This is a genomic window from Saccharopolyspora shandongensis (assembly GCF_900106995.1).
Lineage (GTDB): Bacteria > Actinomycetota > Actinomycetes > Mycobacteriales > Pseudonocardiaceae > Saccharopolyspora > Saccharopolyspora shandongensis.
The window spans coordinates 68103-82233 of sequence record NZ_FNOK01000011.1; the positions used below are offsets into that span (position 1 = coordinate 68103).

A 14131-nucleotide genomic window follows, 5' to 3' on the forward strand; every position below is an offset into this window, starting at 1 on the left:
GGAAGTCCACCTCTTTCTGCTGCCGGGTTCCAGACGGTGGCTTGATGGCTCACCTTGCCGCGTGGCGGACTGTCGCGCACCCGACGAGGCGCGCGGCGGCCGTTCCGCTAGCGGTACGCCCGTTATGTTTTCTGCATCGTGGATGTTAGTTTCCATATAGCGTTCGAAGCAACATGAGCTGGCGCACCCGCTACGGACTAGACTCTGCTCAGCCAGCACAGTGGAAAGGGAGTTCTGCGATGACCACTGGCCCGCAGCGGGCGACTCAGGGCGGAGGGGTGCAGTCGGTCGAACGCACCTTCGAGCTCCTGGAACTGATGGCCGACGCCGGCGGTGAAGTCGCCCTGTCCGAGCTCGCCGAGAAGTCCGGCCTGCCGCTCCCGACGATCCACCGCATCATCCGCACGCTGGTGAGCAACGGTTACGCCCGCCAGCAACCGTCGCGCCGGTACGCGCTCGGCCCCCGGCTGATCCGGCTCGGCGAGACCGCCAGCCGCGCGCTCGGCTCCTGGGCCCGCCCGTACCTCGCGGAGCTCACCGACGCCACCGGCGAGACGTCCAACATGGCGGTGCTCGACGGCGAGCAGATCGTCTACGTCGCGCAGGTCCCCTCGCAGCACTCCATGCGGATGTTCACCGAGGTAGGCCGCCGGGTCGACGCGCACGCCACGGCCGTCGGCAAGGCCGTCATGGCCACCATGCCGCCGGAGACGGTGACGCAGCTGCTCTCCCGCACGACGATGCACCCGCAGACCGAGCGCACCATCATCACGGTCGAGGCGATGCAGGAGGAGCTGGGCCGCATCCGCCAGCAGGGCTACGCGCTGGACGACGGCGAGCAGGAGGTCGGCGTGCGCTGCTACGCCGTAGCCGTGCCGGGAGCGCCGGCGGGAGCGGCGATCTCGATCTCCGGCCCGGAGGGCCGGATGACGCGGATCTCGACGGACGAGGTCATCCCGCTGATGAAGCGCCTGGCCAACGACCTGTCGGCCGAGCTGAGCGTCAGCAACACGGCCTGATCCGCCGCGGTTTCAATTGAAACTGCCGAATCCAGCACCATCTGGCTGGTGCACCTGGCAGTTTCAATGAGGTTTTTCCAACCTCGTTCTGCGTGGCGGTGCGGGTGGCGGCCCCCCTGCGGGAGTTACAGCGCCCGCCTGGCTGTGGGTGCCCTGACTTACTATATGTATGCCAATACACGGCGTCAGGGCCGTCCTCGCCGGAGGAACCCCAGAGGGGTGGGCTCCGTGAACCCGCGGCGGTGCCAGTTGCGAGGGCGGGCCTGAAAGCGCCTGACGGCGCTTGGCGACGGCGCGCACTCAGGCGCAGGTCAGACGCCGCAGCTGCGGTACCCGACCAGGATGAAAAACCCTCAATGGAAACTGGGGTCCAGTTTCAATTGAAACTGCGTCAGTCCGAGGTCTCGCGTTGACCGACGGGCGGCTTAGACGAGGTTGAGACAGGTCCGGCAAGCGGCGAAGGCACTTGCTGGACCTGGCGGAGCTGTTTGCGGCGGCGGAGCCACCACACCGCCAGCACGAGCACGGCGGCGATGCCGAGCAGCGGCAGGCCTAGGAGGCCCACCGTCGACTGCACCTGCTCGTAGGCCTCGCCCGACCAGGCGCCGAGCAGCACCAGCGTCGTCGCCCAGGCCGCCGCCACCGGCACGTTGCAGATCGTGAACCGCAGGTGGGTCACCTTGGCGTGCCCCGCCAGCCGGGGCACCAGTGTCCGCACCACGGCGAAGCACTGCGACGCCGCCACCGTCAGCTCCGCGCGTCCGTCCAATGCGGACTCCGCGCGCGCGAACCGCTGCTCGCCGAAGCGCTTGACCAGCTGCCGCCGCAGCAAACCGTCCCGGCGGCCGCGGAAGTACCCGTGCTGGCAGCCCAAAGCCGTCGCACCGAAAGCGCTGATCGCGGCCAGCCACACCTCCACGACGCCCTGCCCGGCGAGCCAGCCGAGCGCCAGCACCGTGCCCGACCCCGGCAGGAAAACCCCGATCAGCAGGCCTGATTCGGCGAACAGCAGAACCGCGACGACGACGAGCGCGAGCGGGCCGGGGATCCCGGCCAGGAAATCCGTCATCGAGCAGCGAGCTCGCCCAGCCGCGGGCCCCAGCATTCGCCGTGCGGTTCGAGGGTGATCTCGCGGACGTCGTCGTCCCGGCGGCGGATCCGCAGCAGCAGGTACGCATCGGCGAGCCGCTCCGCGAGGCCCTCGCCCCACTCGACGACCACCGCGGCATCCGTCAGATCCGTGTCCAGGTCGAGGTCGTCGATCTCGTCCAACCCGCCCAGCCGGTAGGCGTCGACGTGCACCAGCGCCGGGCCGTCGCCGGACTCCGGCCGGTGCACCCGCGCGATCACGAACGTCGGCGAGGTCACCGAGCCGGTGACGCCCATGCCCGCGGCGATCCCGCGCGCGAGCACGGTCTTCCCGGCGCCCAGCGGCCCGTCCAGCAGCACGAGGTCGCCGGCGCGCAGCGCGGCCCCCAGCCGGCGGCCGAACTCCAACGTGTCGGACTCCGCCGGCAGCTCGACGGTCTGCAGTGCAGGGCTCAACTCCCGGTCACCTCTCCGCTTGCTCCTCCAACGGCCCGCCTGATCAGCGCGATCAACTCCGCGGTGACCAGCTCCGGACGCTCCAGCATCACCGGGTGCCCGGCACCCTCCACGCGCACCAGCGTCGAGTCCGGCAGCTCCGCGGCGAGCACCTCGGCGTGCGGCGAGAACGGCGTGACCCGGTCGGCGTCGCCGGTGAGCACCAGCGCCTCGCAGGTCCGCAGCGCCGCCAGCGCCTTCTTGCGGTCGTGCAGGCTGATCGTCTCCAGGAAGTCGGTCACCACCTCGACGGTGGTCGCGCCGATCATCTCGGCCATCAGGTCCACGATCTTCGGCGAGATCTCGCGATCCCCGAAGGACAGGTTGCGCACCAGCGTCCAGGTCAGCTTGTCGCCGAGCCGCCGGGTGCGTTCCACCAGGTCCGGCTGGAAGTCCGCGAGCAGCGCGAGGCCGCGCGGCACCGGGTTGGCGCGGTGCAGCCACGGCCGGGGCAGCCCGGAGGCGCCGACCGCGCCTGCGGAAGTGCCGATCAGGGCGACCGCGCGGACCCGGTCGCGGAACAGCTCGGGGCGCTGCTCGGCGAGCGCCATGATCGACATGCCGCCCATCGAGTGCCCGACGAGCACGATCGGGCCCCGGCTCGCCGCCGAGCGCAGCACCGCGTCGAGGTCCCGTCCGAGCTGGTCGATCGTGCTGTTGCGCTTGGCGGAGTGGCCGGAACGGCCGTGGCTGCGGTGGTCGAACAGCACCAGCCGGACCCGCGGCTCGGTGAGCTCGGGCAGGTCGCGGCGCTGGAAGTGCCAGCAGCGGGAGTCGAGCGCGAAGCCGTGCACGAGCACCACGGTCAGCTCCGCCTCGCCGCCGTCGGCGGGCCAGATCTCCTGCACCGACAGCGGAACCCCGTCGTCGGCGGCCACAGTGGACTGGCGGTCCGGGCGGAGCCTGCCGAGAGGCTCGTCGGCGAGCGGGTCTTCGGCCTTGCGCTGCGCGGCGATCCGCGAGCTGCGCGCGGCGACGCCGACCGCGGCGCCGGTGATCGCGGCGCCGAGCACCCCGCTCGTCCAGGCCAACGCCTGCCAGACCGGCTTCACGGCGTCCCCGTGTCGGCGACGGTGCGCGTGACCCGCGGCCGGTACATGCCGGTGACGATCTCGTAGTGGATGGTGCCGATCGTGTCGGCCCACTCCGCGGCCGTCGGCTCGCCCCGGTCGCCGGGCCCGAACAACAGCACCTCGGCGCCGTCCGCGACCTGGTCGTCGCCGAGGTCCACCACCAGCTGGTCCATGCACACCCGGCCGATCACCGGCCGCCGCTTCCCGGCCAGCCACACCGACATCCGGCCCGACAGGGTGCGCGGCACGCCGTCGGCGTAGCCGACCGGCACCAGCGCGATGTTCGTCGGCCGCTCGGCCGTCCAATGCTGCCCGTAGGAGACGCTCTCCCCCGCCGCGATGCGCTTGGTCGACGTCACCGAGGAGCGGAAGGTCATGGCCGGGCGCAGGTCGTGATCCCCGTGCTGCGGAACGGGATCCAGGCCGTAGACCGCGATGCCCGGCCGGACCAGCTCGAAGTGCAGGTCGGGGCGGGTCAGCACGGCAGCCGAGTTCGCCAGGTGCCGGATCGGGTTCAGTCCCGCCGCCCGCGCCTGCTCGTAGGCCAGGCCGAAGCGCTCGGCCTGCCGGTCGATCGAGGGGTGGTCGAGCTCGTCGGCGCACGCCAGGTGCGACCACACCGCCACGACCTCGACGTGCCCGTCCGCCTCGGCCTTCGCCGCGTCCTCCACCAGCGCGGGCCACAGCTCGGCCGGGCAGCCGTTGCGGCACAGCCCGGTGTCGATCTTGAGGTGCACGCGGGCGACGCGGCCCTGCTGCTCGGCCGCGGCGGCGATCCGGCGCAGGCTTTCCTGCGAGGCGGCGGAGAGCTCGATGTCCTCGGCGACGGCCGGGCCGAAGTCGTCGTCCTCGACGTAGAGCCAGCACAGCACCGGGGCGGTGATGCCGCCGGCGCGCAGTTGCAGGGCTTCTCCGATGGAGGCGACGCCGATCTGGTCCGCGCCCGATTCGAGGGCAGCGGCGGCGACCGTGAGGGCGCCGTGGCCGTAGCCGTCGGACTTCACGATGGCCATCGTGCGGGCACCCGAATCGCGGGCACGCGCCGAGAGCACCCTCACGTTGTGGCGGATCGCGTCGACGTCGATGCGCAGGTCGGCGCGGTACGCGGGCTGGTCACTCATGGCAGGCACATGGTCGCACACCACTCCGATGCCCCTCTCGAGGTACCGGAGCCCGGCACCCTCTCCGATCGGCCGCATCGCACCGCCGCGAAACCGACCCCGCCGAACATGAACGTCCGACGAAATCTCCCCGCTCACCACGGGAGAACTTCCACGATCCGGAGCAATGCTTCTGACGTGTCCGATTCTAGGCGGAATCGGACACCGCCTCGCACGGCCCCGGCCGCGAACACGGCAGTGTTTTCGCAGCTCACCAAGGCCCTTGACGGCGGGCCGCTCAGCGACTCAGGACAGCGCCGCTTCGCGGACCGTTCGGATCGCCGTGGGGACCGCCGCGAGCAGCGCCGAGGCCCCGATCGGGGCGCCGACCTCCGCCGGGGTCCGGGCCGGGGCGCCGTGGGCGGCGAGGTCCGCCGCGAGGGCGTGGACGTGCGCGGCGTAGCCGCAGGCCAGCCACGGCTCCACGCCGCCGGCCAGGAGCGCGCCGATCAATCCGGTGAGCACGTCGCCGGAGCCAGCCGTCGCCGGCCAGGCGTGCCGCGAGTCGTTGACGAGCACCCGGCCGTCCGGGGCGGCGACGATGGTGGTGTTGCCCTTGAGCAGCAGCACCGCGTCGAAGCGCGCGGCGACCTCCCGCGCCGCGGCGACCCGATCCTCGCCGGGCTCCCTGCCCGCCAGCCGCGCGAACTCGCCCGCATGCGGCGTCAGCACCAGCGGCGCGTCCGGGTCACGCGCGTCCCACAGCGTGCTGTCGTTGGCGAACAGCGTGATCGAGTCGGCGTCCGCGCACACCGGCCGCCCGGAATCCAGGACGTGCCGCAGCACGTCGCGGCCGCTGGCTCCGGTGCCGATCCCCGGCCCCACCGCCCACGCCTGCACGCGCCCGGCGTCGCTGACGGAACCGGTCGCCACCACCTCCGGCCAGTGCGTGCGCACCACGTCCGCGGCGGGACCGGCGTAGCGCACCATTCCCGCGGTCGCCTGCACCGCCGCGCCGCAGGCCAGCACCGCCGCGCCGGGGTAGGTCGCCGAGCCGGCGGCGACCCCGACCACGCCCTGGCTGTACTTGTCGTCGGCCGGGCCCGGAACCGGCCAGCCCAGGCCGATCTCGGCGGCCTGCAGCAGGTAGAGCTCGGGATCGGGCAGGTCGTCGGCCAGCCCGATGTCGATCACCTCGACGTCCCCGGAGTGCACCGCGCCGGCGCCCAGCACGTGGCAGGGCTTGCGCCCGCCGAAGGTCACCGTGACGTCGGCCAGCACCGCCGGGCCGTCGACCGCGCCTGTGACCGGATCGACGCCGCTGGGCAGGTCGACCGCGACGATCGGCACGTCGACCCGGCGCACCAGCTCCGCAGCCACCGGCCGCAGCGGACCGCGCGCGGACAGGCCGACGATCCCGTCGATCACCGCGTCGGCGCGCTCCACCGCATCCGCGGCCTCCGCCCCGATCCCCGCGGTGTCCGGGCTCGCGCCCTCCGCCGGGACAGCGCGGCCACCGGCCCGCCGCAGCGCGGCGAGGCCCTCGGCGTGCGCCCGCTCCGGGGCGAGCAGCACCGCCGTGACGCCGACGCCGCGGCGCCGGAGGAACGCCCCGGCCCACAGCGCGTCGCCGCCGTTGTTGCCCGCGCCGACGAGCAGCGCGACGTGGCGACCGGCGACGCCGCCGGTGAACTCGGTGAGGACCCGCGCGGTGTGGACCGAGACGGCGTACGCGGCGCGGCGCATCACCGCGGGCTCCGGTGTCCGGGTGAAAAGCCGCTGCTCGGCGGCGCGAATCTGGTCGGGCGTCCACACTCCGTGCATCGCGTTCCTCCTCGCAGTCGGCAATCGCCGCACAGTCTGCCTCGCGCGGCCCGTCGGCATCCGATCTTCCGGCAAGCCGCACAGTTTCCGCCGACGGCTCCGGCCGTGAGCCTTCCGGGTCGCGCTAGCAGCCCAGAAGACCCACGGCCGGATCGTCGGCAGAAACGCCGATCCGGGCTCGAGGCCCGGCGAGGATCACTCGACGGTGACGGACTTGGCGAGGTTCCGGGGCTTGTCGACGTCGTAGCCGCGGGCCCGGGCGATCTCCGCCGCCAGCACCTGCAGCGGCACCGTCGACACCAGCGGCTGCAGCAGCGTCGGCACCGCCGGGATGGTCACCAGCTCGTCCGCGAACGGCCGGACCTCGTCGTCGCCCTCCTCGGCGATCACGATCGTCCGGGCGCCGCGCGCCTGGATCTCGCGGATGTTGGAGACCAGCTTGGAGTGCAGCAGCGCCCGCCCCTTCGGGGACGGCATCACCACGACCACCGGCAGGCCTTCCTCGATCAGTGCGATCGGCCCGTGCTTGAGCTCACCCGCCGCGAAGCCCTCCGCGTGCATGTACGCGAGCTCCTTGAGCTTGAGCGCGCCCTCCAGCGCCACCGGGTAGCCGACGTGCCGCCCTAGGAACAGCACCGCCTTCGCGTCGGCGAGCTCCCGGCCCAGCTCCCGCACCTGCTCCACCGTGGACAGCGTGCGGCGCACCGCGTCGGGCATCGCCGACAGCTCCGCGAACTCCCGCGCCACCTCATCGGAGTACTTCGTGCCGCGCGCCTGCGCCAGGGCCAGCCCGACCAGGTAGTTCGCCGCCACCTGCGCCAGGAACGTCTTGGTCGCCGCGACGCCGATCTCCGGCCCGGCGTGGGTGTAGAGCACCGCGTCCGACTCGCGCGGGATCTGCGCGCCGTTGGTGTTGCAGATCGCCAGCACCCGCGCCCGCTGGGTGCGTGCGTGCCGCACCGCCTCCAACGTGTCGGCGGTCTCACCCGACTGGGAGATCGCCACCACCAGCGTGTCCCGCCCCAGCACCGGGTCGCGGTAGCGGAACTCGCTGGCCAGCTCGACCTCGACGGGCACCCGGCACCAGTGCTCGATGGCGTACTTGGCGAGCAGCCCGGAGTGGTAGGCGGTGCCGCAGGCGACGACGAAGACCTTGTCGATGTCCCGCAGGTCCTGCTCGGTGAGCCGCAGCTCGTCGAGCACGATGCCGCCGCCGGCGAAGTGCCCGCGCAGCGTGTTCTCCAGCGCCTCGGGCTGCTCCTCGATCTCCTTGAGCATGAAGTAGTCGTGGCCGCCCTTCTCGGCGGCCGACAGGTCCCAGTCCACGGTGAACGGCTTGGCCTCGACGTCCACGGCGGAGAAGTCGGTCACCCGGTAGCCGTCGCGGGTGATGGTGACCACCTGGTCCTGGCCGAGCTCCACCGCGTCGCGGGTGTGCTCGATGAACGCGGCGACGTCGGAGGCGAGGAAGTGCTCGCCCTCGCCGACCCCGACGACCAGCGGCGACGACCGGCGCGCGGCCACGATCTTCCCGGGCTCGGCGGCGTGCGTGACGACCAGGGTGAAGGCGCCCTCCAGGCGCCGGGCGACCGCGCACACGCTGGCGGTCAGGTCACCGGCGGTCGGGCCGTCCGCGTAGGCGGCGGCGACCAGGTGCGCCGTGGTCTCGGTGTCGGTGTCGCTGGCCATCTCGATGCCCGCCGCTTCCAGCTCGGCGCGCAGCGCGGCGAAGTTCTCGATGATGCCGTTGTGCACCACCGCGACCTGGCCGCTGGCGTCGCGATGCGGGTGGGCGTTGCGGTCGGTCGGCGCGCCGTGCGTCGCCCACCTGGTGTGGCCCATGCCGCTGTGACCTGCGAACTTGCTGCCGTCGACCTCGGCGAGGCGCTTCTCCAGGTTCGCCAGCGCGCCCGCGGCGCGCTCCACCGCGAGGCCGCCCTCGCCGTCGAGCAGCGCAACCCCGGCCGAGTCGTAACCCCGGTACTCGAGTCGCCGGAGTCCGCCGAGGACGACTTCGAGCGCCTGGCGATGTCCTACGTAACCAACGATGCCGCACACTCGGCCCAGCGTAGCTACTCCACATGGTCTGAACCTGTTCGCGTCAGCCGGAACGGCGAACCCCTCCCGTGGCGGCTACCGCGTGCGCATGAGCAGGTCCGCTACCGTTGCTGACCATGGCGCGCACTGCCAAGAAGGCCCCTTCCGCGAAGAACGCGTTCGAAGAGCTGTCCCGCCGCGGACCGCACGACGTCCTGCACGGTGATCTCGCCCTCGTCGGGCTGCCCGGCATCGTCTGCACGCCGCGCAGCGGGCTCGGCCTGCCCGCGATCGCGTTCGGGCACGGCTGGCTGCAGCCGCCCCGCCGGTACCTCGGCCTGCTCCGGCACCTCGCGTCGTGGGGCATCGTGGTCGCCGCGCCCGGCTCGCAGCGCGGCGCGTTCGCATCGCACCGGCTGTTCGCCGGTGACCTGCGGACCGCGCTGGACATCTGCGTCGGCGTCCGGCTCGGCGAGGGCGAGATCAGCGTCGACGAGAAGCGGCTCGGGGTCGCCGGGCACGCCATGGGCGGCGGCTGCGCGGTGCTCGCGGCGGCCGACGACCCGCGGATCCGCTCGGTCGCGACGCTGGCCGCCGCCGAGACCATGCCGTCGGCGTTCGAGACCGCGAGCCGCGTCGAGGTGCCCGGCCTGCACATCGCCGCGGGCCAAGACCTGCTGGCGCCACCGGTGGCCAACGCCGAGCCGATCGCCCGGGCCTGGGGCGGCCCGGTGCAGCTGCGGACGGTGAAGAAGGCCAGCCACCTCGGCTTCACCGAGGGACGGCACTGGACCCAGCTGGTGCTGCACGGCAAGCCCGAGTACGCGACGCAGCGCGTCACCAAGGCCCTGCTCACCGCGTTCTTCCTCCGCACGCTGACCGGCGACCGGCGCGGCGAGGCGCTGCTGACCGCCGACATCGGCGGCAGCCACATCGATCACGAGCACAGCCGCGGCGACCTCGCCGCGACATGACTCACAACTTCGGCGCGATCTCCAAGGCGACCGCCTTGGCACCCTGCTCGGCTTCGTCGATCGGCATCCCGGTGTCTTCAAGGCCGTAGCTCTTGTCGGTTCCGTCGTAGCTGATGCCGACCACCTTGGTGCCCTTGCGGAAGACCAGGAGCCCCTCGACGGTGGACGTGTCACCGGCGAGGAAGGCCTCGTCCCACGGGCCCTCGATGTCGTTGATGCGGGTCGCCTTCGTGCTCTCGCGCTGGTAGTCGAATTCCGCCTCGGCATCTTCGGTCTGCTCCTGGGCCAACGTCGAGGCGCTGCCGTTGATCTGGATGTGCAGATCGCGGTCGTTGGTGCCGTCCTTGCCCTTCGTCGGCGCCCAGAAGCAGTCCGCCCACTGGACATCTTCGTCGAAGGTGCCGCTGCTGAAGTTGGTTACGTGCAGCTTCTTCAGCGTGTCGGCGCGGAGCAGATCGCATTCCGGGATCATCTGGACACCCAGCGGTTCCGACCCGACCGGTTCGTTGACGTGCTGATACTTCCAGTAGAAGTAACCGGCGGCCACCAAGCAGATCAGGCCGACCGGGATGCTGACCAGGACCGCGGCGATGATGCAACCGGCTCGGCTCTTCTTCTTCGGCGGCGGAGCGGCGAATCCCGGCGGGCCGGGCGGACCCGGGGGGATCTGCTGTCCTTGCTGGACCGGCGGGCCAGGCGGAGCGGGCTGCTGGAACTGGTACTGCGGCTGCCCCGACGGGCCAGGCTGTTGCGGATGCACCCGCAGAGAATAGGCGACCCCCGACCACGATCGTGTCAGCGGGAAACCCCGGCCCGAATCCCCAGCTCCGAAGCGGAGTTCCGAACTGTGCACTGTGGACAGTGAACACACGATAAAAAGACGGTTACGGCACGTTTGTCCCGAATCAGCGCCTCGGCACGCCTTTCGCGGGGCCACAGCCCGAAAAACCAAGCGGGGCGCGGAAATCTCCGCGCCCCGCCGCGAGTGCTATCTCAACCAGCTCTGGTTCTCGTAGTCGTCGTCATCGTCGAACGCCGCCCGCCGGCGCGGTGCCGGCTTCGGCGCAGCCGGAGGCGGCGGTGGCGGTGCGGGAGGCGGCGTAGGCCGGGCGGCCGGCTGCTGCTCCTCCTCGAACTCGTCGTCGCCCCCGAGGCTGATCTCGTTGCTCTGCTCGTCCCGCTTGCCCGCCCAGTCGTTCCGGGGCTTGTCGTCCTCCGGTGGTTGGGCGTTGGCGGCCTTCTCGACGAGCTCCTGCTTGCGCTCGTCCGCGGCCGCCTTGATCTCCTCGTTCTTCTGCGCCGACGCGGCTTCCGCGGCGCGGACCGCATCCATGCTGTCCTCGACGCCGTAGCGGTGCCGCGCGACCAGGGTCGCGATCTCGTCCGCGACCTGCTGGTTGATCAGAACCATCACGCTCACCTATCCCGGTCTTCGCCGAGGACCGACCGGAACCGCATTCCGGAAGCATCAACCCCGTCGTCGAAGAGCTGGCCCTGGGTGCGCCACGGACTGTCGTTGGTCCGCTCCTGATCGCCGCCCTGCTGAGCGCCGTGGCCGCCGCCCATCGCGCCCATGCCGCCCATCATCCCGCCGCCCATGGCGGCGCTCTGGTTGCCCCCCTGGCCGCTCTGCGGTCCGGCCTGGCCCTGCCCGGCGCCGCCCGGGTCGCCCAGCGACGACAGGCCGGTGGCACCCTGCGGGCTGCCGCCGGCGGAGTCGCCCGCGGACGACGACAGCGAGGCGAGGCCGGTCGAGCCGTTCTGGTCGGAGCCGCCGGGCATGCCGGGCTGGTCCTGGCCGCCGAAGAGCTGGCCGGAGGCGCTGCCGAACGAGTTCTGCACCCCTTCGCCCAGGCTGCTGAACGAGCTCATGCCGGCCGACTGCGGCGAGGTGGACGCCGGGGCGCCCGCCGACGCGGCCTCGGTGGTCGCCGGGACACCGGCGCCGGTGTCGAACGCGGGCATGGTGCTCGCACCGCCGCCGAAGGCGGGCGCGCCGAAGCCCGGATCCGCCGCGGGCATGGTGCCCACTCCGGTGTCGTAGGCGGGCATCGTGGTGCCGAATCCCGCGTCGGGAGCGGGCATCGGAGCCCCGAGGTCCGGTGCGGGCATCGGAACACCCATGTCCGGCGCGGGCATCGGACCGCCCACGCCCGGTTCGGCCATCGGTGGGCCGACGTCCGCGGGCATCGGCCGCACGTTCTCCGGAGTTCCCGTGCCGATGTCGGGCCCGGGCACGCCGGTCTCCGGCGGGCGGAGCCCGCCCGCGTCGGCGGGCATGGTCCCGATGCGCTCGTCGATCGGCGACTTCGGGTCGCTGCCGAAGTCGATCGTCTGGTTCATCGGCGGCTGCCCGCCACCGTTGTCGATGTTGACCTTGACCTGGCCGTCCGGCGTCCGCTCCAGCGTGATGGTGCGGTCGCCCTCCTTGATCACGGCCTTGCCGTCCTCGCCCGCCTTCACCTGGGTCGGGCCTTCGCCGCCGGGCGGCCCGCCGACCGGCGGCTGCCCCGGCACCCCACCCGGCGCGGGCATCGTCTGCACGCCGTCGGCCCCGCCGGGAGCGCCGCCCGCCGGGCCGAAGTCGACCTCGTAGGTCTTCGGCTTGCCGTCCGGGCCGATCAGCTCGACCTGCGTCTTGCCGTCGGGGCCTGGCTTCTGCACGGTGACCGCGTCGTCGCCCTCGCCGAGGGTCACCTTCTCCTGCTCGCCCTGCTCGCCGGCGCCGCCGTCCATTCCCGGCATCTCCGGCGGCTTCGGCATCTCCGGCTGTTCCGGCATCTCCGGCGCCCCACCGCCGCCGCCGGTGCCCGAGCCACCGCCGCCGCCGGTGCCCGAGCCACCGCCGCCGCCGGTGCCCGAGCCACCGCCACCGCCGGTGCCCGATCCACCGCCGCCGCCGGTTCCGTTGCCACCGCCGCCGCCGGTTCCGTTACCGCCCTTGTCGTTGCCGCCCTTGTCGCCGTCGCCGTCGAGGCCCTTGAACGGGTCGTCGCTGACCTTGGAGGCCTCCAGCATCTTGTCGTACGAGGCCTGGACCGCGTCCTGAGTGGACTTGCTCTGGTCCTTGAAGCTCTGGTACTTCTGCTCCATCTCGGGCTTGAACGACTCGTCGAGCCACTTCTTGGCATCGTCGATCAGGCCCTGGCGGATCTGGTCGCAGGCGTCCTTGGCCCCGAAGAACTGGCCGATCATCCCGCCGATCGGGCCGCCCAGGATCAGGCCGATCGCCTGGTCTTTGATCATCGACCAGGCACCGGAGAAGATGTCGTCGATCCCGATGTCCTTGAGGTCCTCGAGATTGATGTCGCCGCGCGCCTTGCGGATCTCGTCCTTGGTGTCGTCGGGGTCCTTGCCCGCGCACTTGATCTCTTTGCCCAGCTCCAGCACGAACTTCGCGTACTCGCGCACGGTCTGCTGGATGCCGTCGACGGCGGGGGTGATGGCGCCGGCCATGTTCTCGGTCTCGTTGGTGACCGTCGTGCCCGCCATGCTGTACTTGCCGACCTTGGCCTCGGCCGATTCGGCGGCCTTCCCCTGCCAGGTCTGCCTGCTGCCCTGGAACGACCGGCCCATCGAGTCGTTCTGGTCCAGCAGCGCCTGCTGCACGCCGCCCAGCCGCTCGGCGTCCTCCCGGAACGCGCCGAAGTCGATCTCGCGGAGCTGGTCGTACTGCTCGACCACGTCGGCCTTGAAGTCCGCGCCCTTGCCCGCCCAGTCCTTGTACAACGGCAGGAACTTCTCGAAGAAGTCGAGGCCCATCTTGCCGTCGTCGAGCAGTTCGTCGGAGGTGCCGACGGAGCCGCCGCCTTCGAGCTTCTTCTTGGCGTCGTCGAACTTGCCCTTGCGCTCCTCGGCCGCCTTGGCCTTCTCCTGCAGCGCCGAGAAACCACCGTCGGTGATCTTCTCGAAAAGCGCGCCACCGACCGGGTTGACGATGCTCATCGCGGTGTCGGCGATGCCGCCCGCGTTGTCGACCAGCCAGCTGCCTGCGTCGGAGACGGTCTCACCGACCCATTCGCCCGCGTCCTGCACGGCCCCGCCGACCGCTTCCCCGACCTCCGAGCCGATCTTCGCGCCGGCCACGACGCCCGCCGGGCCCGCCACCAGGCCGGTGATGCCGCCCTGGATGCCGCCGACGACGGAACCGAACTCCTCGCCGAAGCTGCTTTCCTCTTCCTTCTTCTCGTCCGCCATCAGGCCTGCACCTTCCCGACCTCATTGGCCCCGGATTCGTCGCTGGCCTGGTATTCCTTCGCGGTCGACGAGAAGTCTTCGGACAGCTTCGAGCCGTGCTCGCCGAACGACTCGATGTTCTTCCCCAGTTTGTCCAACGCGTCCTTGTAGGCCTTGCCGGCCTCGTGGAACTTCTTGCCGAACTTCTCCGCGGTCAGCTTCGTATCGGTGGCCTTCTTGGCCTGCTCCTTGAGCGACCCGGCACCGTCGGAGAACGCATTGGCCGCTTTCGAGATGTCGGTCCCCGAGGTCTGCGCCCCACTCATCGTGCCCCCTTCACCGGA

12 protein-coding genes are annotated in these 14131 nt (G+C 71.7%); 2 read left to right on the forward strand and 10 right to left on the reverse strand.

Annotated features, from left to right (window positions below):
- The first annotated feature begins 239 nt into the window (after window positions 1-239).
- Window positions 240-1019 carry an IclR family transcriptional regulator gene (locus BLW84_RS14030; RefSeq protein ID WP_093265570.1) on the forward strand — a complete coding sequence of 260 codons (780 nt, stop codon included), beginning with the start codon at window positions 240-242 and terminating at the stop codon, window positions 1017-1019.
- A gap of 391 nt (window positions 1020-1410) precedes the next feature.
- Here BLW84_RS14030 and BLW84_RS14035 read toward each other — a convergent pair whose 3' ends face one another.
- The 6 genes from BLW84_RS14035 to glmS form a co-directional block, all read right to left on the reverse strand.
- Entirely contained in the window at window positions 1411-2088 is a 678-nt protein-coding gene (locus BLW84_RS14035; RefSeq protein ID WP_177226460.1) for a DedA family protein, read from the reverse strand.
- Window positions 2085-2564 (reverse strand): tRNA (adenosine(37)-N6)-threonylcarbamoyltransferase complex ATPase subunit type 1 TsaE, encoded by a 480-nt coding sequence (gene tsaE / locus BLW84_RS14040; RefSeq protein WP_245761133.1) that lies wholly within the window; start codon window positions 2562-2564, stop codon window positions 2085-2087. Before tsaE ends, BLW84_RS14035 begins: the two co-directional genes overlap by 4 nt.
- Window positions 2561-3655 carry an alpha/beta fold hydrolase gene (locus BLW84_RS14045; protein WP_093265571.1) on the reverse strand — a complete coding sequence of 365 codons (1095 nt, stop codon included), beginning with the start codon at window positions 3653-3655 and terminating at the stop codon, window positions 2561-2563. Before BLW84_RS14045 ends, tsaE begins: the two co-directional genes overlap by 4 nt.
- Complete coding sequence (gene alr, locus BLW84_RS14050) at window positions 3652-4797, reverse strand: alanine racemase (RefSeq protein ID WP_093265573.1); 1146 nt, start codon at window positions 4795-4797, stop codon at window positions 3652-3654. The genes BLW84_RS14045 and alr overlap by 4 nt, the downstream gene beginning before the upstream one ends.
- Before the next feature lie 285 nt (window positions 4798-5082).
- The gene (locus BLW84_RS14055; protein ID WP_093265575.1) at window positions 5083-6600 is read right to left on the reverse strand and encodes an NAD(P)H-hydrate dehydratase; all 1518 of its coding nucleotides are present in this window, start codon (window positions 6598-6600) and stop codon (window positions 5083-5085) included.
- A 195-nt stretch (window positions 6601-6795) separates the two neighbouring features.
- Window positions 6796-8658 carry a glutamine--fructose-6-phosphate transaminase (isomerizing) gene (gene glmS / locus BLW84_RS14060; protein WP_093265576.1) on the reverse strand — a complete coding sequence of 621 codons (1863 nt, stop codon included), beginning with the start codon at window positions 8656-8658 and terminating at the stop codon, window positions 6796-6798.
- A 116-nt stretch (window positions 8659-8774) separates the two neighbouring features.
- Between glmS and BLW84_RS14065 the strand changes: the two genes are divergently transcribed.
- Entirely contained in the window at window positions 8775-9611 is an 837-nt protein-coding gene (locus BLW84_RS14065; protein ID WP_177226461.1) for a dienelactone hydrolase family protein, read from the forward strand.
- A 1-nt stretch (window position 9612) separates the two neighbouring features.
- Here the strand turns inward: BLW84_RS14065 and BLW84_RS14070 are convergent, their stop codons facing one another.
- From BLW84_RS14070 to BLW84_RS14085, 4 genes are all read right to left on the reverse strand, one after another.
- Window positions 9613-10371: a hypothetical protein gene (locus BLW84_RS14070; RefSeq protein ID WP_093265579.1), complete on the reverse strand. Its 759-nt coding sequence runs from the start codon at window positions 10369-10371 to the stop codon at window positions 9613-9615.
- A 228-nt stretch (window positions 10372-10599) separates the two neighbouring features.
- Window positions 10600-11022 carry a hypothetical protein gene (locus BLW84_RS14075; protein WP_143060945.1) on the reverse strand — a complete coding sequence of 141 codons (423 nt, stop codon included), beginning with the start codon at window positions 11020-11022 and terminating at the stop codon, window positions 10600-10602.
- A 5-nt stretch (window positions 11023-11027) separates the two neighbouring features.
- On the reverse strand, window positions 11028-13808 hold the full coding sequence (locus BLW84_RS47455; RefSeq protein ID WP_177226462.1) for a hypothetical protein: 2781 nt from the start codon (window positions 13806-13808) through the stop codon (window positions 11028-11030).
- Window positions 13808-14113, reverse strand: a complete 306-nt coding sequence (locus BLW84_RS14085) for a hypothetical protein (RefSeq protein WP_093265582.1) — start codon at window positions 14111-14113, stop codon at window positions 13808-13810. The genes BLW84_RS47455 and BLW84_RS14085 overlap by 1 nt, the downstream gene beginning before the upstream one ends.
- Between the last annotated feature and the right edge of the window lie 18 nt (window positions 14114-14131).